This is a genomic window from Streptomyces sp. NPDC007901 (genome assembly GCF_042959465.1).
Lineage (GTDB): Bacteria > Actinomycetota > Actinomycetes > Streptomycetales > Streptomycetaceae > Streptomyces.
Genome location: NZ_JBIBKW010000006.1, coordinates 309,498 through 332,721, shown reverse-complemented (window position 1 = coordinate 332,721; position 23,224 = coordinate 309,498). Strand labels below are relative to the sequence as shown.

At 72.6% G+C, this 23,224-nt stretch carries 21 protein-coding genes; 11 read left to right on the top strand and 10 right to left on the bottom strand.

Going from position 1 to position 23,224, the window contains the following annotated elements; all coding sequences use genetic code 11:
- Positions 1-36: 36 nt before the first annotated feature.
- From ACFZDK_RS21870 to ACFZDK_RS21855, 4 genes are all read right to left on the bottom strand, one after another.
- The gene (locus tag ACFZDK_RS21870) at positions 37-3,294 is read right to left on the bottom strand and encodes an amino acid adenylation domain-containing protein (RefSeq protein WP_390974699.1); all 3,258 of its coding nucleotides are present in this window, start codon (positions 3,292-3,294) and stop codon (positions 37-39) included.
- 13 nt (positions 3,295-3,307) lie between these two features.
- A complete protein-coding gene (locus ACFZDK_RS21865) occupies positions 3,308-5,884 on the bottom strand; it encodes a Pls/PosA family non-ribosomal peptide synthetase (RefSeq protein ID WP_390974697.1) in 2,577 nt (858 codons plus the stop codon).
- Between the two features lie 248 nt (positions 5,885-6,132).
- The gene (locus ACFZDK_RS21860) at positions 6,133-6,348 is read right to left on the bottom strand and encodes a hypothetical protein (RefSeq protein ID WP_390974696.1); all 216 of its coding nucleotides are present in this window, start codon (positions 6,346-6,348) and stop codon (positions 6,133-6,135) included.
- 298 nt (positions 6,349-6,646) lie between these two features.
- The gene (locus ACFZDK_RS21855) at positions 6,647-7,087 is read right to left on the bottom strand and encodes an ATP-binding protein (RefSeq protein WP_365683456.1); all 441 of its coding nucleotides are present in this window, start codon (positions 7,085-7,087) and stop codon (positions 6,647-6,649) included.
- A 235-nt stretch (positions 7,088-7,322) separates the two neighbouring features.
- Here ACFZDK_RS21855 and ACFZDK_RS21850 point away from each other — a divergent pair, with 235 nt between their 5' ends.
- The 3 genes from ACFZDK_RS21850 to ACFZDK_RS21840 are packed head-to-tail and all read left to right on the top strand — an operon-like array spanning position 7,323 to position 9,310.
- The gene (locus ACFZDK_RS21850) at positions 7,323-8,198 is read left to right on the top strand and encodes a Scr1 family TA system antitoxin-like transcriptional regulator (protein WP_390974694.1); all 876 of its coding nucleotides are present in this window, start codon (positions 7,323-7,325) and stop codon (positions 8,196-8,198) included.
- A complete protein-coding gene (locus ACFZDK_RS21845; RefSeq protein WP_390974693.1) occupies positions 8,195-8,455 on the top strand; it encodes a DUF397 domain-containing protein in 261 nt (86 codons plus the stop codon). The genes ACFZDK_RS21850 and ACFZDK_RS21845 overlap by 4 nt, the downstream gene beginning before the upstream one ends.
- 48 nt (positions 8,456-8,503) lie before the next feature.
- Positions 8,504-9,310, top strand: coding sequence for an SAM-dependent methyltransferase (locus ACFZDK_RS21840; protein WP_390974691.1), 807 nt, complete (start codon positions 8,504-8,506; stop codon positions 9,308-9,310).
- A gap of 66 nt (positions 9,311-9,376) precedes the next feature.
- On the opposite strand, the gene ACFZDK_RS21835 is transcribed toward ACFZDK_RS21840, so the two are convergent.
- The gene (locus ACFZDK_RS21835) at positions 9,377-10,225 is read right to left on the bottom strand and encodes a chitosanase (protein WP_390974689.1); all 849 of its coding nucleotides are present in this window, start codon (positions 10,223-10,225) and stop codon (positions 9,377-9,379) included.
- Positions 10,226-10,433: 208 nt separating this feature from the next.
- On the opposite strand from ACFZDK_RS21835, the gene ACFZDK_RS21830 reads away from it, so the two are divergent.
- From ACFZDK_RS21830 to ACFZDK_RS21805, 6 genes are read left to right on the top strand one after another with little or no spacing between them, the layout of a single operon-like run.
- The gene (locus ACFZDK_RS21830) at positions 10,434-11,393 is read left to right on the top strand and encodes an STM4015 family protein (RefSeq protein WP_390974687.1); all 960 of its coding nucleotides are present in this window, start codon (positions 10,434-10,436) and stop codon (positions 11,391-11,393) included.
- Between the two features lie 11 nt (positions 11,394-11,404).
- Entirely contained in the window at positions 11,405-12,577 is a 1,173-nt protein-coding gene (locus ACFZDK_RS21825) for an STM4014 family protein (RefSeq protein WP_390974686.1), read from the top strand.
- 7 nt (positions 12,578-12,584) lie between these two features.
- Positions 12,585-13,400, top strand: coding sequence for an STM4013/SEN3800 family hydrolase (locus ACFZDK_RS21820; protein ID WP_390975045.1), 816 nt, complete (start codon positions 12,585-12,587; stop codon positions 13,398-13,400).
- Complete coding sequence (locus tag ACFZDK_RS21815) at positions 13,397-14,734, top strand: STM4012 family radical SAM protein (RefSeq protein ID WP_390974684.1); 1,338 nt, start codon at positions 13,397-13,399, stop codon at positions 14,732-14,734. Before ACFZDK_RS21820 ends, ACFZDK_RS21815 begins: the two co-directional genes overlap by 4 nt.
- A 10-nt stretch (positions 14,735-14,744) precedes the next feature.
- Positions 14,745-15,623: an STM4011 family radical SAM protein gene (locus ACFZDK_RS21810; protein ID WP_390974683.1), complete on the top strand. Its 879-nt coding sequence runs from the start codon at positions 14,745-14,747 to the stop codon at positions 15,621-15,623.
- A gap of 21 nt (positions 15,624-15,644) precedes the next feature.
- Positions 15,645-15,992, top strand: a complete 348-nt coding sequence (locus ACFZDK_RS21805) for a tetratricopeptide repeat protein (protein WP_390974682.1) — start codon at positions 15,645-15,647, stop codon at positions 15,990-15,992.
- 52 nt (positions 15,993-16,044) lie between these two features.
- On the opposite strand, the gene ACFZDK_RS21800 is transcribed toward ACFZDK_RS21805, so the two are convergent.
- Genes ACFZDK_RS21800 through ACFZDK_RS21790 form a run of 3 tightly spaced genes read right to left on the bottom strand, consistent with a single transcriptional unit; the run spans position 16,045 to position 18,839 of the window.
- Entirely contained in the window at positions 16,045-16,965 is a 921-nt protein-coding gene (locus tag ACFZDK_RS21800; protein ID WP_390974680.1) for a M48 family metalloprotease, read from the bottom strand.
- 6 nt (positions 16,966-16,971) lie between these two features.
- On the bottom strand, positions 16,972-17,388 hold the full coding sequence (locus ACFZDK_RS21795) for a BlaI/MecI/CopY family transcriptional regulator (RefSeq protein WP_390974678.1): 417 nt from the start codon (positions 17,386-17,388) through the stop codon (positions 16,972-16,974).
- 38 nt (positions 17,389-17,426) lie between these two features.
- Positions 17,427-18,839, bottom strand: a complete 1,413-nt coding sequence (locus ACFZDK_RS21790) for a PepSY domain-containing protein (RefSeq protein WP_390974677.1) — start codon at positions 18,837-18,839, stop codon at positions 17,427-17,429.
- Between the two features lie 124 nt (positions 18,840-18,963).
- Between ACFZDK_RS21790 and ACFZDK_RS21785 the strand changes: the two genes are divergently transcribed.
- Positions 18,964-19,608: a peptide deformylase gene (locus ACFZDK_RS21785; protein ID WP_390974675.1), complete on the top strand. Its 645-nt coding sequence runs from the start codon at positions 18,964-18,966 to the stop codon at positions 19,606-19,608.
- Between the two features lie 87 nt (positions 19,609-19,695).
- Here ACFZDK_RS21785 and ACFZDK_RS21780 read toward each other — a convergent pair whose 3' ends face one another.
- Complete coding sequence (locus tag ACFZDK_RS21780; RefSeq protein ID WP_390974674.1) at positions 19,696-21,123, bottom strand: FAD-dependent oxidoreductase; 1,428 nt, start codon at positions 21,121-21,123, stop codon at positions 19,696-19,698.
- Positions 21,124-21,258: 135 nt separating this feature from the next.
- On the opposite strand from ACFZDK_RS21780, the gene trxA reads away from it, so the two are divergent.
- Positions 21,259-21,639, top strand: coding sequence for a thioredoxin (gene trxA / locus ACFZDK_RS21775; RefSeq protein WP_390974672.1), 381 nt, complete (start codon positions 21,259-21,261; stop codon positions 21,637-21,639).
- Positions 21,640-21,674: 35 nt separating this feature from the next.
- Here the strand turns inward: trxA and ACFZDK_RS21770 are convergent, their stop codons facing one another.
- Positions 21,675-23,111, bottom strand: coding sequence for an aldehyde dehydrogenase family protein (locus ACFZDK_RS21770; RefSeq protein ID WP_390974671.1), 1,437 nt, complete (start codon positions 23,109-23,111; stop codon positions 21,675-21,677).
- Positions 23,112-23,224: the final 113 nt, after the last annotated feature.

Genomic DNA, 23,224 nt, shown 5'->3' with positions numbered 1-23,224 from the left:
GGGTTCCTTTCGGTCGACCGCCTGGGGTGTGACGGGTCAGGAGGAGGCGAGGGGGAGGACGGTGTTCAGGACGGCCTGGGCCGCCTCGGCCGGACGGGTGCGCAGGAAGTGGTGGCCGCCGTCGGCGAGTTCGTGGAGTTCGACGTGGTCGGCGAGGAGCAGCCAGTCCCGGTGGTGCCCGGTGTGGCCGGCGGTGTGCGGGTCGTCGGCGGCGATCACCACGGAGACGGGCGCGGCCAGCTTCACCGGGGGTGGGGCTTCCAGGGCACGCTGGAAGTAGCGGTGGGCGCCGAGGCAGTCGTGCCGGTAGGCGGCGGCGATCTGTGCGGCGTGAAGCTCGTTGAGTTCGGCGAGTTCGGTGTGGCCGCCGTCCGTGGCCAGCCGGGCGGCGATCTCGGTGTCGCCACGGCTCGTCAGTTCGGTCGCGGCGGTGTGCCGTGCGGTGGCGGTGCCGAGGAGGTGCGCGCCGAGGAAGACCCGGGTCACGGGCGCGCCGCGCTCCTGGAGCCGCCTGGCCGTCTCGACGGCCGGGGCGGCTCCGGAGGAGTGGCCCCAGAGCATGACCCGGGTCAGGCCGCGGGCCGTGATCTCGTCGGCCACCCGCTCGGCGACCTGCTCGATCGTCGCGAACGGTTCGGGGGGTGCGGCGAGGTTGTGGCCGGGCAGGTCCACGGCGAGGACCGCCAGGCCGCTGCCCGCCAGCGCGGTCGCCATCGGCTGGTAGTTCACGGCGTTGCCGCCCGCGTACGGGAAGCAGACCAGGGCGCAGTCGGGTGTGCCGCTGCCGCCGGCCAGGGGCAGCAGCAGTTCGGTGCGCCGTCCGGCGGCGGTGCCGTCGAGGAGGGCGGCGAGGTCGGCGAGCACGGGGTGGCGGGTGATGTCCTTGAGGGACACCGCGCGGTCGAGGGCGAGGGAGAGCCTGACCGCGGTGAGGGAGGTGCCGCCGGAGTCGAAGAAGTGGTCGCCGCGGCCGATCCGGGTCTCGGGCACCCCGAGCAGTTCGGCCCAGGCGGCCGCCAGCCGCCGTTCGGCGGGGCTGAGTTCGTCCCCGGCCGCCGCTCCGGGTCCCTCGGTGCCGGGTGCCGTCTCGGCCAGCTTGGTCAGGGCCTTGCGGTCGATCTTGCCGTTGGCGGTCAGCGGAAGGCTGTCCTGCCAGTGGAAGGCGGAGGGGACCATGTAGGCGGGCAGTGCCGCGGCCAGGGTGTCGCGCAGCAGCTCCGGCGGGCGCCGTTCGCCACTGTAGAAGGCGATCAGGTGCTTGCTCCCGCCGCCACGCTCGGCGACGACCACCGCGCCGTCGCGTATCCCGTCCGCGCGCAGCAGGGTGTTCTCGATCTCGCCGATCTCGATGCGGAAGCCGCGGATCTTGACCTGGCTGTCCCGGCGGCCGAGGAACTCCAGCTTGCCTCCGGGGTGCCAGCGTCCCCAGTCGCCGCCGAGGTAGAGGCGTTCGCCGGGCCGGTACGGGTCCGTGCGGTACGCCTCCCGGGTGCGTTCGGGGTCGTTGACGTAGCCGCGGCCGACGCAGACGCCGGAGAACGCGATCAGTCCCGGGGCGCCGAGCGGCACCAGGGCCAGGTGCTCGTCGACGACGTAGACGCGCACGTTGGTGACGGGCCGTCCGAGCAGGACCCGGTCGGGGACCTCCCGGAGGAGCTCGTGGTTGGTGTCGTCCGAGGTCTCCGTCAGACCGTAGGCGTTGAGCAGGGCGATGCCCGGCTGGACCGCGAGCCAGCGCTGGACCAGCTCGCGTTTGAGCGCCTCGCCGGTCACCGACACACGGCGCAGGTCGGGCAGGGTGCGGGGGTGGCGCTCCAGGTACGAGACCACGACCTCCAGGTAGGAGGGCACGAGCTGGGCCACGGCCACCCGGCCGCGTTCCAGGGTGTCGACGAACCGCTCCACGTCCGTGATCACGTCCTGCTCGACCAGCAGGGTCCGTCCGCCGGCCAGCAGCGGGGCCAGGAGCTGCCACAGGGAGATGTCGAAGCACTGCGGGGCGGTCTGCGCCACCACGCTGCCCTCGCCGATCGCCAGGTCGTCGATCTTGGCATGGAGGTGGTTGAGCATCCCCGCGTGCTCGCACATCGCGCCCTTCGGCTCGCCGGTGGAGCCGGACGTGAAGTAGATGTAGGCGAGTTGGCCGGGGTCGACCCGGACGTCGGGGCCGTAGTCGGCGTGCGATTCGGCGTAGGCCGTCTCGACCAGGAGTCTCTCGACCCCGGGCAGGCCGGCCAGGGCCTCGTCGAGGGTGTCGGTGCTGCCGGTCTCGGTCAGGACCAGCCGGCATCCCGCCCGTGACAGCGTTGCCATGATGCGGCCGGCCGGGAAGTGCGGCTCGATCGGCAGGTAGACGCCGCCCGCCTTGAACACCGCCAGGACCGCGGCCAGCCAGTCGAGGTCGCGTTCGGTGACGACGGCGACCACGTCCTCCCGGCCCAGGCCCCGCGCCAGCAGGGCGCGCGCCAGCCGGTTCGCGCGGCGGTCGAGTTCGCCGTAGGTCCACTCCTGCTCGCCGTGGACGGCGGCGACGGCCTCCGGGTGGGTCCTCGCCCGCTGCTCGAACAGTTCGTGGGCCCGCGCGTCGGGCAGCGGCCGGCTCGGCCCGGCGAGGCCCTCCAGCTGCTCGCGTTCCTCCTCGGCCGACAGCAGGCTCCGCCGGGTGTGGTCGGCGTCCGGTTCCGAGGTCATCAGGCGCAGCGCCGTCAGGTGGTAGCCGCCGACGCGGGCGGCGGCCGGGGCGTCCAGGACGTCGGTGCGGTGGCGCAGGTGCAGGGTCAACCGGCCGTCCGCGTCGGACCAGCGCACGTGCAGGGCGCTGTGGTCCGCGTGGCTCGCGTCGGCTGCGAGGGGGCCGCACACGACGTCGTACGACGGCTCGGTCAGCCCGAGTTCCCGGCGCAGCTCCGCCACCGGGTACTCCCGGTGTGCCAGCAGGTCGGCCTCGGCCTGCCGGGCGGCCGTGAACAGGGCCTGCCAGGAGCCGGCGGGGACGGCCGTCCGGCACGGAAGGGGTGCGCCGCGCCCGCCGGGGGTGTACCCGGTGACCACCTCCGGTTCGCCGGAGAGCACGGCCAGCACCTTCAGGTGCGCGGCCAGCAGCAGGGCGTCGACGGTCAGTTCACGCCGCCGGGCCAGTTCCCGTACGGCCCCGGTCAGGTCGTCCGGCACCGGCATCCCGTGCTCGGCCGAGCCGGGGACCGGATCCCGGACCCACCGCGGCACACCGGTGGCACCGCCGGCGGTCAGTGTCCGGCTCCAGAACTCCCGGTCCGCTTCCACGCGCGTTCCCATCGAATGGCCTTCCTCAACTCACGGTCGCCGTGGCGGCGTTGACTGCTGACGTGGCCCGGCCGGCGGCGCGGGGCGGGCTGCCGCGCTCCGGCATCTCGATCGCGGGATTGCCGCCCCAGCGGGCGTTCGGGGGGACTTCCTCGCCCTTCATCAGGAAGGCGTCGGGGGCGAGCACCGCGCCGTCGCCCATGGTCACGCCGTAGTGCACATGGGCGGCGATGCCCAGGGTGCAGCCGGTGCCGAGCGTCGTGACGTCGGACTTGAAGGTGCCGTCCTCCTGCGAGTGGCACTGGATCTTGCTGCCGGCGTTGAGCGTGCAGTCGTCGCCGATGGTGGCGAGGGTGCGTTCGGTCAGGTAGCAGCCGTCGTCGAACACCCTGCGGCCGATGCGCACCCCCAGCAGCCGCCAGACCAGCGCCTTGAACGGGGTTCCGTTGAAGACGTTGAGGAAGTGGTCCGGGACCTTCCACAGCCGCTCGTGCCACCAGAAGTACGGTTCGTAGATCGAGCACAGCCGGGGGCGCAGCGCGCGGAACGACCCGATGCAGCGCTCCACCAGGATGAAGTACACGGTGGAGAAGGCGAGCGTGAGCGCCAGGTAGCCGGCGATCACCGCCTGTCCGAGCACGCCGTACAGATCCACGGAGGCGAGTCCGAACAGGGTGAGCGCGAAGGTGTGCAGCCAGCGCACGAACAGCATGAGCGCCATCGAGCGGAGGTTGTAGCGGTTCTTCGCGGCGAGCCGGCGGCGCAGCGCGTCGCCGGTCCTGAGGTGGTCGAAGCGGGTGTCGCGCTCGACGGTGCGGGGGATCTCGAAGCACGGGGAGCCGAGGAGCCCGACGCCTTCGCGGACCTCGCCGTCGAGCGGGATCATCACCTTGGTCGCGAGCAGGCAGTTGTCCCCGGTTCTGCCGCCCGCCGGATAGGCGATGTTGTTGCCGAGGAAGTTGTGCGGCCCGATGGTGGCTCTGGACAGCCGGAAGGAGGTGCTGGAGAAGTCGGCGTTGAGGACGGAGAGGCCGTCGGCGACCATCGTTCCGCTGCCGACGGAGACCAGCAGGGGTGACTCGTGCTGCACCTCGGTGCCGAAGTTCGACCCGGTCTGCTCGACGCGTGACAGGTCGTATCCGAGGCCGCGGAGGTAGTACACGATGTAGGAGCTGTCGCCGAAGAGCCAGGCGAAGAACTTGATGTTCGTCATGCGGGCCGTGGTCCGTTGCAGCGCGTAGTGGAATCCGTAGAGCGGATAGACCTTGTCGGGTCTGACGACGAGGCCCACCAGACGCGGAAGGGTGCACAGGGCCGCCAGGCCCAGGACGAGGAACCCGAAGAACAGGACGAGGGAGAGCACCAGGGCGTCGGGGAGGAGTGCCGACGGGGCGAGTGCGGCCGTCTCCGGATCGAGTCGCTTGCCGATCGCCGGTATCTCGGTGAACAGCATGTACACGCCGCCGACCAGCAGCGGGACGTACAGGAACAGCAGCTGCAGCAGGGTGCCGAGGCCGAACCAGGCGCGGCGCAGGGTGCCGCAGGGGGCCGGGGCGACCCTGACGTAGTCGACCCGGGTGGGCTCCGCCGGGGATCCGTGCCAGTGCTCGCCGTCCGGGACCGCCTGGCCGCGGTGCAGGGCGGAGGAGTGGCCGAGCTGGGCGCCGTGCCCCATCGAGGTGTCGATGTCGAGCACGGTCTTCTCGCCGACGAAGACGTTCTCGCCGAGGGTGATCCGGCCGGTCTGGATGTGTCCGGCGTAGGCCCGGTAGCAGAGGAGGAAGGAGTCCTTGCGGATCACGGTGCCGGCGCCGATCGTCAGCAGGTCGGTGCAGACCGGGACGGAGTGGGAGAGGATCGTCACTCCCCTGCCGATCCGCGCGCCGAGGGCCCGCAGGTACAGCACGTACAGCGGGGTCCCGGTGAGGAAGACCATCGGGTTCGCGTGCAGCAGCACCTTGACGAGCCAGAAGCGCAGGTACGTCAGGCCCCAGACGGGGAACTCGGCGGGCCGCCAGCGGCCTATGAGCAGCCACTTCGCGACGACCGGGAACACGCACAGCGCCACGAAGGCGGTGCCTCCGAACAGCACGGACCGCAGATAGACGTCGGCCAGGCCCTTGCCGGTGGCGATCCACTCGTAACCCGCGGCGGTGGCGAATCCGGAGACGAGGGAGTAGCCGAGGAAGACCAGCAGCTGCACCGTTCCGCAGAGCAGGTGGCTCCGCCCGTTCCCGCGCGTCCCGGCCGTCGGATCCGGTACGGGCGCCGGTACGGGAGCGGCCGTCGGGCCGGCGGGGGCGGTCTCGCCGAGGGCCGTGGCCAGGCCGCGGATCGTGGGGTGCCGGTAGATGTCCTTCATGGACGGCGACGGCAGATCCGCGGTCTTGCGTATGCGCGCACAGAACTGGGCCATGACCAGGGAGTTCGCCCCGAGGTCGGTGAAGAAGTGGCCGTCGGCCGGAACCCGCTCGGTGCCGAGGAGATCGGCCAGGACCTGCGCGAACCGCCGCTCGGTGTCCGCCGCGCCGGGGCCGGTGTCGCTCAGGGCGACGGCAGGTTCGTCCGGCTCCGACACGACCTCGGAGGACTGCTCCACCATGCGATCTCCTGAAGAACGTGGATGTTCCTGATCACGAACCGGCGGATTCAGTCTGTCCAGAGAGACGTCCCTTTTGCCACTTTTATCCGGCGTTTACCTGGACGTGAGAGGTGTTCCACCGGGCCGTAATCCCCGGCTTCCGCGCCAGGACGGGCTTCGCGCGCGTCACCCACACGGCGGACCCCCATCCGAGGGCGTGCCGCACCGAACGGCGCACCGACGGAAAGCGGCCCACTCCGGGCCGCCGGTCAGCCGGCCGCGGTCCAGGCCTTCGGGCCCATGCCGCGCCACTCGATCAGCTCGGGGTCGTCGACCGTCGTACTGGCCTCGGGCAGACCCGCCCGGCGCAGGAACTCGACGATGTCGAGCAGGTGATACGCGGTGCCGACGTACTCTCCACGGATCGTGACCTTCCGGCCGCCGTCGGAGCCCGGCGGCTGCACGATCACGGGCGCGCCTTCCATAGTTACTTGGTGCCCGTCACGGGGCGGCTCAAGCGGCCCGGGCCCACCGGGCCGGAAATCGGGCGGACGGCCGAGAAGCCGGGCACGCACACGCCTGCGCAGCCTTCACCAGGCGCGCACTCCACATCACTCTGCGTGCCCTGCGCGTCGGTGAGCGCGGTCGCCCCGCCCCCTACGGGGCGACCGCGCTCACCGGACCGGCGCCGGCTCCGCCGGTTTCCGGCGGAATCGGTCCGGGCGGGTTCCCCGGCCCGCCCGGACGGCACCCCAAGACCCCCTTGGGTGCCCGGCGCCGCTCTCAGGCCGTCAGTGTCGCCCACACGGCGTGGCCGCTGGTGAGCCTGGAGCGGTCGACGCCCCAGGAGTGGGCGAGTTGCTCGACGAGCAGCAGCCCCCGGCCGCCCTCGTCGTCGGGGCCGGGCTCGCAGCGGGGCAGGCCGCGGCCCGAGTAGTCGTGGTCGTGGACCTCGAGCCGTACGCAGCCGTCGGCGACCAGGCCCATCCCGCACAGGATGCGCACGCTCAGGGTGTGGATGACGGCGTTGGTGGCCAGTTCGGACACGAGCAGGACCGCGTCCTCGCAGAGCGTGCGGGGCAGCCCCCACTCGCTCAGCCGGGCTCTCACGGAGCGGCGGGCGACCCTGACACTGGAGCGGTGCGAGGGCAGCTCGATCCAGTGCGCCTGGGCGGGGTCGGCGACGTCCAACAGGTCGCGGGGGGAAGTCGTGTGGGGGGACACGGTGTTGCCTTCCGTAAGGCGGGCGCGGCGGGGAACAGGCAGGGCAGGGCAACGTCTCCACGGGAGGCGGACGTTGCCCGTGATCGTGCACGCGATTTACTCAAGTAACTATGCGCGCCCGCAAGTTCAGCCTGCAACCGACTCCCTGATAATTTCAGGATGCGGGTATCCGTATGGTCGCTTCATCAAGTGCCTGTCACACTCGACCCGGTGACAGTCCCTCAGGAGGTAGGGCGTGAGCGAAGGCCGTTCGAACGCGGGCAGCACCAGTGCGCCCACCGTTCTGCGCATGATCCTGGGCCGCAGACTCCAGGAGCGGCGCCAGGGGGCGGGCGTGTCCCTGGAGGACGCGGCACGGGCGCTTCGGGTCACTCCCCTGACCATCCGCCGGCTGGAGAAGGCGGAGGTGGCGCTCAAGCCCCTGTACGTGGAGAAGCTCCTCGAGACCTACGGCGCCGACCGGCAGGAGAGGGACGAGTTCGTCGCCTTCGCCGAGCGGGCCAACGAGCCGGGCTGGTGGCACACCTACCGCGATGTGCTGCCCACGTGGTTCAGCGCCTACGTGAGCCTGGAGACCGGGGCCCAGACCGTGCGCACCTACGAGCCGCACTACGTCACGGGGCTGCTGCAGACCCACGCGTACGCGCGCTCGGTGCTCGGCGGCGGCTTCCCGAACGACCGCGACGAGGACCTGGAGCGGCGGGTGAACCTGCGGCTGCGCCGGCAGGCCCTGCTGGAGCGGGCGGACGCGCCCACGTTGTGGGTCGTGATGGAGGAGGCCGTCCTGCACCGGGTGGTCGGCGGCCCCGAGGTGATGCGCGAGCAGATCGATCGGATCCTGGAGCTCTCGGAGCTGGAGCACGTCAGCGTCGACGTCGTCCCGTTCACCGCCGGCGCCCACGTGGGCGCCTGTGCCCCGTTCACCTACTTCCGGTTCGCGGAGCCCGAGCTTCCCGACATCGTCTACAGCGAGATCCTCTCCGGCGCGATGTACCTGGACCAGCGCTCCGACGTCGTCGCCCACCTGGAGGCGCACAACCGCATGTCCCTGCTGACCTCCGACGCGCACAGCAGGGCGCTCCTGAACCGCATGCGCAAGGAGTACGCATGACCATCATCGACGGCAGTGCCCACGACGTGTACAACGGCATGCCCGCTTCGGACCTCGGTGAGCAGGGCTGGGAGTCTCCCTGGAGCGGCCCCAACGGAGGGCAGTGCGTGCAGACGAAGCAGCTCTCCGACGGCCGGATCGCGCTGCGGCAGTCGACCGATCCCGCCGGCCCGGCGCTGATCTACACCCCGGAGGAGATCACGGCGTTCGTCACCGGGATCAAGCGGGGCCTCGCCGACCACCTCACCACCGGCTGACCTCCGCCGGCCGACCTCTCCCCCCACGCACCCACCGAAAGGGACAGCATGACCACCTCGCACGCGGCGCGGGACATCGACACCAGCAGGCCCCACTCCGCCCGGATGTACGACTACTACCTGGGCGGCAAGGACCACTTCGAGGTCGACAAGAAGGCGGCCGAGACCGTGGCGTCGGCCTACCCGGGCATCTTCGTCTGCGCCCGCGAGAACCGTGCCTTCATGCACCGCGCCACCCGGGTGCTCGCCCGGGAGCACGGCATCCGGCAGTGGCTCGACATCGGCACCGGCATCCCCACCGAGCCCAACCTGCACCAGGTGGCCCAGTCCGTGGTCCCCGAGGCACGGGTGGTGTACGCCGACAACGACCCGCTGGTCCTCAAGTACGCCGAGCGCCTGATGCGCAGCACGTCAGAGGGGCGCACCACCTACATCGAGGCGGACGTCAACGACCCGCAGTCGCTGCTGGACGCCCCGGAGCTGGCCACGGTCCTGGACCTGGAACAGCCGGTGGCGCTGTCCCTCAACGCCCTGATGCACTTCGTGACGGACGCGCAGGACCCGTACGGCATCGTGAGCCGGCTGCTGGACGTGCTCCCTTCGGGCAGCGCGCTCGCCCTGAGCCACTGCACGCCCGACTTCGACCCGGACACCTGGAAGAAGGTCACGGACATCTACAACGGGGCCGGTACTCCGGTGCAGTTCCGCTCGCGGGAGGACGTGGCGCGCTTCTTCGAGGGGCTCGACCTGCTCGACCCCGGTGTCTCGGTCGGGCACCGCTGGCGCCCGGACACCGAACCGACCGCCACCGACGCGGAGGTCAGCCTGTGGACCGGGGTGGGCATCAAGCCGTAGCGCGGGCGGGCTGTCGTACCGCACCGTGACACGGCGGTACGACAGCCCGGGGCGGTCGGCCGGTGGTCAGCCGATGTGGTAGCTGTCCCCGTAGACCTTCCAGTCCAGCGGGGTGTTCAGGCACAGGTTGCCCTTGTTCAGGAAGACCCGCTGCTCGGTGTCGACCCTGGTCGTGTCGCTGTGTGCCTCCTCCTGCTTCATGGCCCAGACCCGGGCGTCGAGGAAGGCGTTGAGGTACGTCTTCTCGTTGCCGCCCTGGGCCGGCGGCTTGGCGTGGCCGAGGGCGCGCTTGCGGATGTTGCGGAAGCTGGTGGGGTCGTCGCCGTCGCCGTGCATGACGATGGCGTCGTAGTAGGTGAACTGGCCCAGCGTGCCGATCCCGTCCGTCTTGCCCTGCTGCACGGCCGGGTTGAAGTACACGCGGTCGCGCTCGTCGTTCTGGGCCTGCTGGAACGCGCTGTCCTGGGCGGCCTTGCGCCAGTCGGAGGGGAAGTTCGGGTCGAGGCCGCTGTGCGAGTCGGTGCCGTTGACCCGGCGCAGCGCCGGCAGGTACTTGGCGAGCACGTTGCCGGGCTTGCGGTCGGTGTAGAGCTGCACGAGATCGAGCATGTCGCCGGTGCCGGAGCAGAATCCGATGATCCCGGCGGTGTAGCCGCGGCCGTCGCCGATGTCCTCGATGTACTTGTACTGCGCCTTCCAGTCGAGCGAGGAGTTCTCCGCGCTCGACACCAGCTTCATGGCGATCTCCTTCTTCGCCGGGTCGTCGAGGCCCACACAGCTCGCGGCCGTGGAGAGGGCGGAGGCGTGCACCGGGCGCAGCAGCGGGGCCGCGGCCACGGACACGCCCAGCAGGGCGAGCAGGGCGCGGCGGGAGGTCAGGACGGGGTTCGTGGTCGCGTCGTTCGGATGACTCACGGGGGCTCCAGAAGGTGGTGGGGGGTGGGGAGTTGTTGCGCCTACCGATAGGAAGGTTTCCTATCAGTGATGCCCGGTGTTGTGTACCCGTCACACAGAAAGTTCGTAGGGTCGAACAAGACCACCGAGGGGACACCGCGTTGTCAGTGCCGCTTGGTACAACTGCGATCATCACCGAGCGCACCCGTTTCCGTCACAGGAGCAGCCCATGACCCTCCAACACCATCTCTCCGCCCTGTACCGGCTGCCCGCCCACACCTTCCCCGGCCCGGGCGCGCCCACGGACCGGCTGCCCGACGCGGAGACGGTCGCCTGGCGGATCACCAGTGACGTGTACGACGCGGACGAGGACTGGGCGGACGCGTTCGCCCGCTTCCTCGCCGCCGTCGACACCACCCGGGTGCGGGCGTTGGTAGTCGGCGCCTGGCAGGAGGCGTACGACACCGATCCGTCCGCCGTGATCGAGGCACTGCTGGCCGCGCGGGACCGGCTCCCGGCGCTGCGCGCGCTGTTCCTCGGGGACATGGTGATGGAGGAGTGCGAGATCTCCTGGATCAACCAGACCGATGTCGGCCCGCTGCTCGAAGCCTTCCCGGAACTGGCGGAGTTCGGGGTGCGCGGCGGTTCGGGGCTGGGCTTCACCGCGCTGCGGCACACCGGGCTGCGCCGGCTGACCATGGAGGCCGGTGGGCTGCCCGCCGCGGTGGTGCGCGGGGTGGGTGCGAGCGACCTGCCCGCCCTGGAGCACCTGGACCTGTGGCTGGGCACGCCGGACTACGGCGGTGACAGCGAGGTGGCCGATCTGGAGGGGATCCTGTCCGGCGCCCGGCTGCCGGCCCTGCGTCATCTGGCGCTGCGCAACAGCGAGATGCAGGACGCCGTCGCCGCCGCCGTGGCCGACTCCCCCGTCCTGGACCGGCTGGAGGTGCTCGACCTGTCGATGGGCGTCCTGACCGACGACGGGGCCGCCGCGCTGCTGGACGGCCGGCCGCTCACCCATCTCAAGAAGCTCGACCTGCACCACAACTACCTGACCGAGCAGCTCCAGGACCGGGTCCGCTCGACCCTGATACCCGCCGGTGTCGAGGTGGACCTCGACCGCGACGACGCCGACGAGGACAAGGACGACGACGGCACGGTGTGGCGGTACGTGGCCGTGGGCGAGTGACCGGCCCCCGCATGGCGAACACCCCCTCGGAGTACGGCCGTCGGCCGATGCCCGCGGGCACCCGGTTCGCGGTCCTCGGCAACCCCGAGAACCGCCGGGTCGCCCTCTTCGCGGACGCGGTCCGCGCGGCCGGGCTGCCCGCGCCACGCGTGGTCCCCTGGCTCGACGTGCTGCGGGCCGGGGGTGCCGGGTTCGACGCCGAGGAGATCGTCCGGATCGACTCCCCCGGCGAGAACGCCGAGGTCGACCGGCTGTTGCGCGGCGACCGCGAACCGACCCGGGTGGAGGGCTCGGCCCGCTGGTACGCCGGGTTCACCGCCGCGCTGGACACCCTGCGCGGCGGCCTGCGCCTCGACCACCCCGACGACCTCGCCGTGCTCTTCGACAAGCGCCGCTGCCACGCCGTGCTCGACGCGGCCGGGGTGCCGGTGCCCGCCTCGCCCACCTCGGGCCCGGGCGCGGCACCGGTGCGCGGCTGGGACGACGTGCGGGCGCTGATGCGGGAGCACCGGATGCCCCGGCTCTTCGTCAAACCGGCGCACGGCTCCTCCGCGTCCGGTGTGCTGGCGGTGGAGTCGGCGGGCGGCGGCCGGATCCGGGCGACCACCTCGGTGGAGCGCACGGCCGACGGCGCGCTGCACAACTCGCTGAAGGTGCGCCGGTACGAGACCGAGGCGGACATCGCCGCGATCGTGGACGCGCTCGCGCCGGACGGGCTGCACCTGGAGCGGTGGCTGCCGAAGGCCTCCCAGCAGGGGCGGGCCGCCGATCTACGGGTCGTGGTGGTGGCCGGCCGGGCCACCCACGCGGTCGTCCGCACCAGCCGCACCCCGCTGACCAACCTCCATCTCGGCGGCCGGCGGGGCGACCTGGCGGCGGCCCGGCAGGCGGTCGAGGCGGCCGGCGCCCGCTGGTCCGACGTGCTCGGGGTGTGCGAGCGGGCCGCCGCCTGCTTCCCGCGCACCCTGTGCGTCGGCGTCGACCTGCTGCCCGCGATCGGCTGGCGGCGGGCCGCGGTCGGCGAGGTGAACGCCTTCGGCGACCTGCTGCCCCGCCTCACCGGCCTGCCCGGCAGCGGCGCCGAGGGCCTGGACACCTATGCCGCCCAGGTCACGGCCGCCCTGCACCGCTTCACCCGTACACCGAAGGACGACCCGCATGCCCTCGCCCGCCCCGGCCGCTGAGCCGGACATGACCGAGGTGGTCGGCAGCCACGACCTGCTCCTCGTCACCCTCGACACCCTGCGCCACGACGTCGCCGTGGAACTCGCCGCCGAGGGCCGCCTCCCCCACCTCGCCCGCCATCTCCCCGGCGGCGTCTGGGAGGAGCGGCACGCCCCGGGCAGCTTCACCTACGCCTCCCACCAGGCGATCTTCGCGGGCTTCCTGCCGACCCCCGCCGCCCCCGGCCCGCACCCCCGCCTGTTCGCGGCGAGCTTCACGGGCAGCGAGACCACCGCCCCCGGCACCTTCGTCTACGACACCCCGGACCTGGTCTCCGGTCTGGCCGAAGCCGGCTACCGCACCGTGTGCGTCGGCGGCGTCGGCTTCTTCAACAAGCGGGGCCCCTTGGGCTCCGTCCTGCCCGGCCTCTTCCACGAGGCGCACTGGGAGCCGGAGTTCGGCGTCACCTCGCCCCACTCCTTCGAGAACCAGGTGGCCCGCGCCGAGCGGATCGTCCGCGAACTCCCCCGCGAACAGCGGCTGTTCCTCTTCGTCAACGTCTCCGCCCTGCACCAGCCCAACTGGTTCCATCTGCCGGGCGCCACCCGCGAGGCGGGCGACAGCCGGGCCACCCATGCCGCCGCCCTGGCGTACGTGGACCGGCACATCGGCCGCCTGTTCGCCGCCGCGAGCAGCCGGCGCCGCTGCTTCGCGATCGTCTGTTCCGACCACGGCACCGCCTACGGCGACGACGGCTACACCGGCCACCGCCTGGGCCACGAGTCCGTGTGGACCGTGCCGTACGCCCACTTCTTCCTGGACCCGGCGGAGGCCGCCCGATGACCACCGCGACCGCGACCAGCCCCTACCAGAGCTATGTCTACGCGTACCCCCACAAGACCGCCTACCGCCGGCTGCCCGACCGCCCCGCGCTGCGCGACCTGTGGGCCGCCGAGCCGAAGAACGCCCTCTCCCTCTATCTCCACATCCCGTTCTGCGAGGTCCGCTGCGGCTTCTGCAACCTCTTCACCCGCATCGGCGCCCCCGACGGCCTCACCGGCGCCTACCTGGACGCCCTGGAGCGCCAGGCGGGCGCCGTACGCGAGGCCCTCGGCGACCCGGACGGCGTGCGGTTCGCCACGGCGGCCTTCGGCGGCGGCACCCCCACCTTCCTCACCGCCGCCGAGCTGACCCGGCTCTGCGACATAGCCGAGCAGCGGATGGGCGCCGACCTGCGCGCCGTCCCCCTCTCGGTGGAGGCCTCGCCCGCCACCGCGACCGCCGACCGGCTCGCCGTCCTCGCCGAGCGCGGCACCACCCGGCTCAGCCTCGGCGTGCAGAGCTTCGTCGGCTCCGAAGCACGGGCGGCCGTACGACCGCAGCGCCGCGCGGACGTGGAGGCGGCCCTGGCCCGGATCCGGGAGGCCCGCATCCCGGTGCTCAACATCGACCTGATCTACGGCATCGAGGGCCAGACGGAGCAGACCTGGCTGCGCTCGCTGGACGCGGCCCTCGCCTGGCACCCGGAGGAGCTGTACCTCTACCCGCTCTACGTCCGCCCCCTGACCGGGCTCGGCCGCCGCTCCGCCGCCGACGCCGACCCGGCCTGGGACGCCCAGCGCCTGCACCTCTACCGGACCGGCCGCGACCATCTCCTGGCCCACGGCTACACCCAGCAGTCGATGCGCATGTTCCGCCGCGCCGACGCCCCGCCGCAGGGTGCCGACGACTATGCCTGCCAGACCGACGGCATGATCGGGCTGGGCTGCGGCGCCCGCTCGTACACCTCCGGGCTGCACTACTCCTTCGACTACGCCGTGGACATGCACGAGATACGCGGGATCGTCGACGACTACGTCTCCCGCCCCGCCGGGGACTTCGCGCACGCCGAGATCGGCCGCCGGATCGGCGTGGACGAGGCCCGGCGACGGCATCTCCTGCAGTCCCTGCTCCAGGCGGAGGGGCTGCGGCACGACGACTACCGGACCCGCTTCGGCGCGGCCCCCGGCGACCACTTCACCGCCGAACTCGGCCGGTTCGCCGACCGCGGCTGGCTGACCGACGACGGCACGGTCCTGCGCCTCACCCCCGAGGGTCTCGCGCACTCCGACGCGATCGGACCCGGCCTGTTCTCCCCGGCGGTGCGGGCCGCGATGGCCGCCTACGAGCGGAAGTGACGGCCCGGCCATGGACCTGACCCTGCTCTACCGGGGCCCGCTCGCCTCCTGCGACTACGACTGCCCCTACTGCCCGTTCGCCAAGCGGCGCGACAGCACGGACCAACTCCGCGCGGACCGTGCCGCGTTGGCCCGGTTCGCGAACTGGGCGGAGCGGCAGACCGAGGACCGGCTCTCGATCCTGTTCACGCCCTGGGGCGAGGGCCTGGTCCGGTCCTGGTACCGGCGCACCCTCACGGAGCTGTCCCGCCTCCCGCACATCCGCCGGGTGGCGATCCAGACCAACCTCAGCTGCCGCACCGACTGGCTCGCCGACGCCGACCCGGACACGCTCGCGCTGTGGTGCACCTACCACCCCGGGCAGACCCCCTACGACCGCTTCCTCGGCAAGTGCCGCGACCTCGCCGCCCGGGGCATCCGGTTCAGCGTGGGCATCGTCGGGCTCCCCGGCCATCTCGAAGCGGCCCGGCGGCTGCGCGCGGACCTGCCCGGGCACGTCTACCTCTGGGTCAACGCGGCCGAGGGCCACACCTACACGGACGCGGAGGCGGACCTGTGGACGGCCCTCGACCCGCTCTTCCCCTACAGCCGCCACCCGCACGCCAGCGCGGGGCTGCCCTGCCGGACCGGGGAGTCGGTCGTCTCCGTGGACGGCGAGGGCACGGTCCGCCGCTGCCACTTCGTCCCGGCCCCGCTCGGCAACCTCTACGACGGCTCCTACCGCGCCGCCCTGCGCCCCCGCGCATGCCCGCTGACCAGCTGCGACTGCCACATCGGCTATGTCCATCTGGAGACGCTGCCGCTGTACGACGTGTTCGCGGGCGGCGTCCTGGAGCGCGTCCCGGCGACCGGCCCAGTAGTGGAATATTCAACCAACCGCCTCCGTTGACGGCGTCGAAGGAGGTCACGAGTGGACACGACGTACTACGAGCAGGGAACCCTCGCCGAACGCTGGGACCGCGCCCAGCTGTTCTTCGACGCCAAGGACTACGCGGGTGCCGCGCGGGTGCTCGCCGGGCTGGTCGAGGAGGTGCCGGAGCAGACCGGACCCCGGCTGCTGCTGGCGCGCGCCTACTACCACTCGGCCCAACTGCGCAGCGCCGAGACCGAGTTGCGCACGATCGTCGAGCGCGACCCGGTGGAGCACTACGCCCGGCTGATGCTGGGCCGCACGCTCCAGCGCCAGGCCCGGCACGAGGAGGCGGAGCCGCACCTGCGCCTCGCCTCGGCGCTGGCCGGGGACTTCCCGGAGGAGTGAACGGCGGCGGACGAAACGAAGGGCCCCCGGTTTCCCGGGGGCCCTTCGGCCGTCACCAGGGTGTTGCCGCGTGCAGGATCAGGAACAGGGTGATCGCCGAGTTCGCCGAGGACATCGCCGACACCAGGGCGCCGGCCGCCGCGCCCCAGACGGCGAGTCCGGCCGCGGTGAACGCCGAGGGCCAGTCACGGGCCACCGGGGCGGGGCCGAGCAGGGCGGCGACCCGGCGCGGCACCGGGCCGGTGGCGGCCGACGCGGCCAGGGTGGGCGCCGGACTGCCCGTCGACAGCAGCGCCGCCTTGCCGATGGCCCGGGCGACCGTGCGCCGGTCCCCCACCGCGCGGGCCGCCTCCTCGTCCGCCCAGCGCTCCGCGGTGTAGACGACGGCGGTGCGCAACGGTCGCAGGAAGGGGTTGGCACGGGCCGCCAGATGCACGGCGAGCAGGTGGCGGTGGTGCCGGGCGGCGAGATGGGCGCGTTCATGGGCGAACAGGGCCCGGCGCTCGGCGGGCGCGAGGCAGCCCAGCAGCCCGGTGGTGACGACGATCCGGTCCGGGAGCGCGTAGGCGTAGGGGGTGGCGTCGGGAAGGACGGCCACCTCCCGGCCGGGCAGTCCGGCCAGCGCCCGCCGGGCCGGCCGGGTGCTCCGGCGGTGCCGGTGCAGGGCACGCCCGCACAGCACGGCCACCACACCGAGGGCGGGGATGGCGGCGCGGCCCGCGATCTCGTCGTGCGGGACGGCGGCCCGTACCTCCGGGTCGGACCAGCCGTCCGGTAGGGGGTTGCCGGGGAGCTGGGCGGTGCCCATCACCATCAGCAGGGCCAGGCAGAGCGTGCTGCACACGGCCATGACCACGGCCACCGCGGTGAGCAGCCGGGTGGCGGTGCGCGGGTGCAGCCGCCCCTCGGCCAGCCGGGCGACGGGCCAGGCGGTCAGCGGCAGGACCAGCGGCAGGAAGACGAAGACCCCCATGGCCGGTCAGTCTTCCGTACCGCCGTGGCCGGTGGGCGAGGTGCGCCGAGTGTTCACCGGGCCTGGCCCTGCGGCCTCCAGGAGCGCCCGCAGTACCTGCTCGTCACCGGGCGGCAGCGCGGTGACGAAGCTCGCCAGGACGGCCTCCCGGTCCCGTTCGCCGTCGAGGAGCCGGCGCATCCGCAGGGCGGCGAGCCGGGCCACGTCGGCGGTCGGCGTCCACAGGAAGGCGCGGCCCTGCCGTTCGCGGGCGACGACGTCCTTGGCGAGCAGCCTGGTCAGGATCGTCACCACGGTGGTGTAGGCGAGGTCGCCGCCGAGCCGCTCCTGCACCCAGGCGGCGGTGACGGGCCCTTCGGCCTCGCGGAGCGCGCCGAGCACCTGCCCCTCCAGCTCCCCCTGCCCCCGCCGGGCCCGCGCCATGATCCCGTCTCCCTCCGGCGACAGCGTGTCTGACCACGCTACTTCACGCCGGCGCCCCTTCCGTACGATCGCCGCCCCCGCCGGTGCGCGATCTCGCCGAGCACGATGTCGACGGCGAGGAACGCGGCGAGCGGGATGCCGAGCAGCGGCACGAAGTAGCCCAGCACCGCGATCACCGCCATGGCCGGGACGAGCAGGTACGGCGGGACCTCCGCCCAGGCCCCGCGCGGGATCGGCCGGCCGAAGGCGGAGCCCCGGCCGCGCTGCCACCACATGCGGTAGCCCCACAGGATCAGCAGGATCAGAGAGAGGGCGAGCAGGGCCAGGGCGAGCTGGTTGACGAGGCCGAAGAGGATGCCGGTGTGCAGGTCGATGCCCCAGCGGGTGAGTTTGGCGAGCACCGGGTAGTCGGTGAACCGCAGCACGTCGGTCACCTCGCCCGTCGTCGGGTCGACGGCGACGGCGTCCTGCTTCTCGGGCCAGCTGCGCTGGACCTGCTTGACGACGTACGTACTGTTCGCGTCGGCGGGCGGGACGATCTCGACGGGGTCGCCCAGCCCCTCGGCGCGCGCGGCGGCCAGCACCTTGTCGAGGCCGACCCCGTGCTCGGCGTCGCCGCCGGTCCCGGCCGCCGTACCGTGCCCGGCGTGTTCACCGCCGCTCGCGGCGGCCGACACGGACGGGGTCGCCTGCCCCAGGGAGGTGCGCAGTTCGTCGATGTTGGCGCCGGCGTGGGCGGACCAGGTCAGGCCGGTCGCCGACAGGAAGACGAACCCGGCGGCGGCCCAGACGCCGACGGTGCCGTGCAGGCCGAGGGTGCGCCGCCGCCCGCTGGTGCCGCGCACCTTGCGCAGCGCCCGCCGCCGGGAGAACCACAGCACCAGGCCGCCGCCCGCGATCACCCACAGCCAGCTCGCCGCGAACTCGCTGTAGAGCCGGCCGGTGTCGCCGAGGTGCAGATCGCGGTGGAGTTCGTCGATCCAGGTGCGCAGCGGCAACGCGCCGGTGGAGCCGTACTGTTCGAGCGCGCCGCGCACCTTGCCGGTGTACGGGTCGACGAACACCGCGAGGGTGTGGTCCGGGTTCACGCCCTCGACGCCCGACAGCAGCACCCTGGTGGTCGCGCCCGCCTCGGGCGACGGCCGTATCGCGGAGACCGTGCCCTCGGGGTGCGCCTTGCGGGCCGCAGCGACCTGCTCGGAGACCGGCAACTCGGACTTGCCCACCGGGACGGTCAGTTCGTGGGCGTACACCAGCTTCTCGGCCTGGAAGGAGAAGGCGTACAGCAGGCCGGTGGTGGCGGCGACGAGCAGGAAGGGGGCGACCAGGACACCGGCGTAGAAGTGCAGGCGCAGGACGAGGGGGCGCAGCGGCGCCCAGCGGCTCGGCGGGGCGGCCGGGGCGGTGGGTTGCGGGACCTCGTCCGTGGTGGCTGGAGGAGCGGTGGACATCGGCGGGTTCTCCGGGGGACTCGGGGCTGAGCGGTGACGGTCCAGTAGTCGGACGGTGGGCGCCCCGAGTTCCCCTCATGCAAAGTGACCCGCGTCACACTCCCGTTCATGGCATCCTGACGCGATGGCATCCCCCAGTGATCGCGCACCCCTTGCCGAACAGATCGAGGAACTCCTCGCCCCCGGCGGCCCGTTGACCATCGTCACCGCCGGCGACCCGGTCCTCCGGCGCGGAACCGACCCCTACGAAGGCCAGTTGGCCCCCGCCCTCCTGGCCCGGTTCGTCGAGGCACTGCGCATCACCATGCACGCGGCCCCCGGCGTGGGCCTCGCCGCACCCCAGGTCGGCGTCCCCCTCCGCATCGCGGTCATCGAGGACCCGGCACCGGTACCGGAGGAGGTGGCGCTGGCCAGGGGCCGGGTCCCGCAGCCCTTCCGCGTACTCGTCAACCCCACCTACGCGCCCACCGCCCCCACCCGCGCCGCCTTCTTCGAGGGCTGCCTGAGCGTGCCGGGCTGGCAGGCGGTCGTCTCCCGGCACGGCGAGGTACGCCTGCGCGCCGAGGACGAACACGGCCACCCGCTCGACGAGGTCTTCACGGGCTGGCCGGCCCGCATCGTCCAACACGAGACCGACCACCTCGACGGCATGCTCTACCTGGACCGCGCGGAACTGCGGTCACTGTCGTCGAACGAGGAGATGGCGAGACGCTGGACCGAGCCGAGTCCCAAGTCGGCAGCAGAGGGCCTGGGCTTCAAACTTCCGTGAGCCGCAGCGCCCCGTCAGGGGCGCGGGGAACTGCGCGACCAGCCCCCACCGGCCCGCAGGCAACCCACGCCCCATTCCTCTTCGGCCCTACCCCCGATACGCCTCCAGCAGCCGCAGCCACACCTCGCTCAACGTCGGGTAGGACGGCACCGCATGCCACAACCGGCTGATCGGCACCTCCCCGACGACCGCCACGGTCGCCGAGTGGATCAGCTCACCCACCCCCGGCCCCACGAACGTGACCCCGCGCAGGGTCTCCGAGTCCAGGTCGACGACCATCCGGGCCCGCCCCTTGTAGCCCTCGGCGTACAGCCCGGCCCCGGCGACCGACGAGAACTCGACGTCCACGGCCCGCACCCGGTGCCCGGCCTGCTCCGCCTCCGCGAAGGAGAGCCCGACGGCCGCCGCCTCCGGATCGGTGAAGACGACCTGCGGGACGCAGTCGTGGTCGGCGGTGGCCGCGTACGCACTCCACGGCGCGTCCGGCACCGCCGTGTCCGAGGCGCGCGCCGCGATGACGGCACCCGCGATCCGGGCCTGGTACTTGCCCTGGTGGGTGAGGAGCGCCCGGTGGTTGACGTCCCCTACGGCGTACAGCCAGTCGGTGCCCTCGACCAGCAGCGTGTCGTCGACCGACAGCCAGGAGCCCGGTTCCAGCCCGACGGTGTCCAGTCCGATGTCGTCGGTGTGCGGGATGCGCCCCGTGGCGAAGAGGATCTCGTCGGCCTCGATCCGGTCCCCGGCGTCGGTCACGGCCACGACCGTGCCGTTCTCGCGGGTCACCGACCGGACGGACGTGCCGGTGCGGACGTCGACACCGGCCTCCTTGAGCGCGTCGGCGACGAGTTCGCCGGCGAACGGCTCCATGCGGTTCAGCAGCCCCTTGCCGCGGACCAGAAGGGTGACCCGGGAACCGAGGGCCTGCCAGGCGGTGGCCATCTCGGTGGCGACCACACCGCCGCCGACCACGATCAGCCGGCCGGGCGTCTCCTGGGCGCTGGTGGCCTCCCGGCTGGTCCAGGGCTTCACCTCGGCGAGTCCGGGCAGCGGAGGCAGTTGGGCGCGGGTGCCGGTGGCGACGGCGACCGCGTGCCGGGCGGTGAGCGTGGTGAGGGTGCCGTCGGGGCCGGTCACGGTGACCGCGCGGGGTCCGGCGAGGCGCCCCTGTCCGCGGTAGAGGTCGGCGCCGATGCCGTCCAGCCAGGCGACCTGGCCGTCGTCCTTCCAGTCCGAGGTGAAGTAGTTGCGGCGGGCGAGGACCGCGGGGGCGTCGAGGGGGCCCTGGACCGCCTGGGCGAGCCCGGGCAGCCTGCGGGCGTCGGCCTGGGCGATGACCGGGCGCAGCAGGGCCTTGCTGGGCATGCACGCCCAGTACGAGCACTCGCCGCCGACGAGTTCGCTCTCCACGACCGCGGTGGAGAGACCGGCCGCACGGGTGCGGTCGGCCACGTTCTCCCCCACGGGCCCGGCTCCGAGCACCACTACGTCGTAAGCGATGGATTCCGTTTCCGTCATGGGGCCAGTCTCGCGGGTGGCGTGCGCCGGGGCCACACGGGTAGGCAGGCGGAATACCTGCCCGGTCGGACATGTTGTGGGGAGCGGTTTCGCCCCAGCCCGGGACGCCCCCACATCAGGAAGAGGGAAGCACGCATGAGCAGCACCGTGGAGCTCACCAAGGAGAACTTCGACCAGACGGTCACCGAGAACGAGTTCGTTCTCATCGACTTCTGGGCGGCCTGGTGCGGCCCGTGCCGGATGTTCGCCCCTGTCTACGAGAAGGCGGCCGAGGCCAACCCCGACCTGGTCTTCGCCAAGGTCGACACCGAGGCACAGCCGGAGCTGGCCGCGGCCTTCAACATCCAGTCGATCCCGACCCTGATGATCGTCCGCGACCAGGTCGCCGTCTTCGCCCAGCCGGGCGCCCTGCCGGAGGCCGCCCTGACGGATGTCATCGGCCAGGCCCGCAAGCTGGACATGGACGAGGTCCGCAAGAGCATCGCCGCGCAGCAGGGCGGCACCCCGGGCGAGTGACACCCCCTAACGGGAGTTAGACCCCCTAGCGGAACTTAAAAGGGGTACGGTGCCACATCCGCGCGTACGGTCGTCCACCGCACGTCCGTGAACGCCTCCAGGTTGGACTCGCCGCCGAACCGGGCACCGGTGCCGGAGGCGGCGACTCCGCCGAAGGGGGCCACGGCCTCGTCGTTCACGGTCTGGTCGTTGATGTGGACGATACCGGTCGGGATGCGCTCGGCGAGGTCCAGTCCGCGGGCCGCGTCCCGGGTGACGATGCCGAGGGAGAGCCCGTAGGAGCTGTCGGCGGCGAGCGCGGCGGCCTCGTCGGCGTCGGCGAAGGCGCGCACCGGCGCGACCGGTCCGAAGACCTCCTCGGCGTAGGCGGGGGTGCGGTCGTCGACGCCGGCGAGGACCGTGGGCCGGTAGAAGAGGTTCTCGTGGGTGCCGCCGGCGGCGAGCCGGGCGCCGTGGGCGGTGCTGGACTCCACCAGGCCGTGGATCTTGGCGAGTTGGCCGGCGTCGATGATCGGGCCGAGGTGGACCTGCTCGCGGTGCGGGTCGCCGACGGCGAGCGAGTCGGCCTTGGCGGCGAGGCGTTCGACGTACTCGTCGACGAGTGAGGCGTGCACCAGATGCCGTCCGGTGGTCATGCAGATCTGGCCCTGGTGGAAGAAGGATCCCCAGGCGGCCGTGGAGATCACCGCGTCGAGGTCGGCGTCCTCCAGCACGATCAGGGCGGAGTTGCCGCCGAGTTCGAGGTGGGCGCGCTTCAGCCGGCGGCCCGCGGCCTCGCCGACGGCGCGGCCGGCCGCCGTCGAGCCGGTGAAGGAGATGACCGGCACCTGCGGGTCGTCGACCAGCGCCGCGCCGACGTCGGCGGCGCCGGGCAGCACCTGCAGCAGTCCCTCCGGCAGCCCGGCCGCGGCGAACACGGCGGCCAGCGCGAGCCCGCCGCAGACGGCGGTGCGCGGATCGGGCTTCAGGACCACCCCGTTGCCCAGGGCCAGTGCGGGGGCCACCGAGCGGATGGACAGGATCAGCGGCGCGTTGAACGGCGCGATCACCCCGACGACACCGACCGGGACCCGGCGGGTGTACGACAGCCGGGGCGCCTCGCTGGGCAGCACCTGGCCCGCCGGGCGGGAGGCGAGGGCGGCGGCCTCGTAGCACTCCTGGGCGGCGACGTGCAGTTCGAAGTCCGCCTTGCCGGGTATGGAGCCGGACTCGCGGACGATCCACTCGCGCAGTTCGTCGGCGTGCTCCGTGAACAAGTCCCCTGCCTTGCGCAGGACTTGGGCCCGGAGGAAGTGCGGCGCCCGGGCCCAGTCGCGCTGTGCGGCCCGGGCTGCCGCGGCGGCCGGGGAGACGTCGGCGGGGGCGGCGAGGGTGACCGTGTCGAGCGTGTCGCCGGTGGCGGGCTCGGTGACGGCGTACTGCGGGCCGGACAGGGCGCTGGCCTGCCAGGTCTTGGGGTCGAGCAGCGGCATGACGGCTCTCCGATCGATCACCGGGTTGCGCGGCTCACGGCGCGCCCATGAGCCGTTTGGTTGAGCGCGCAACATCCTAGCCAGAGGGCGCGGAAAAGCACCGCCCCCCCGAC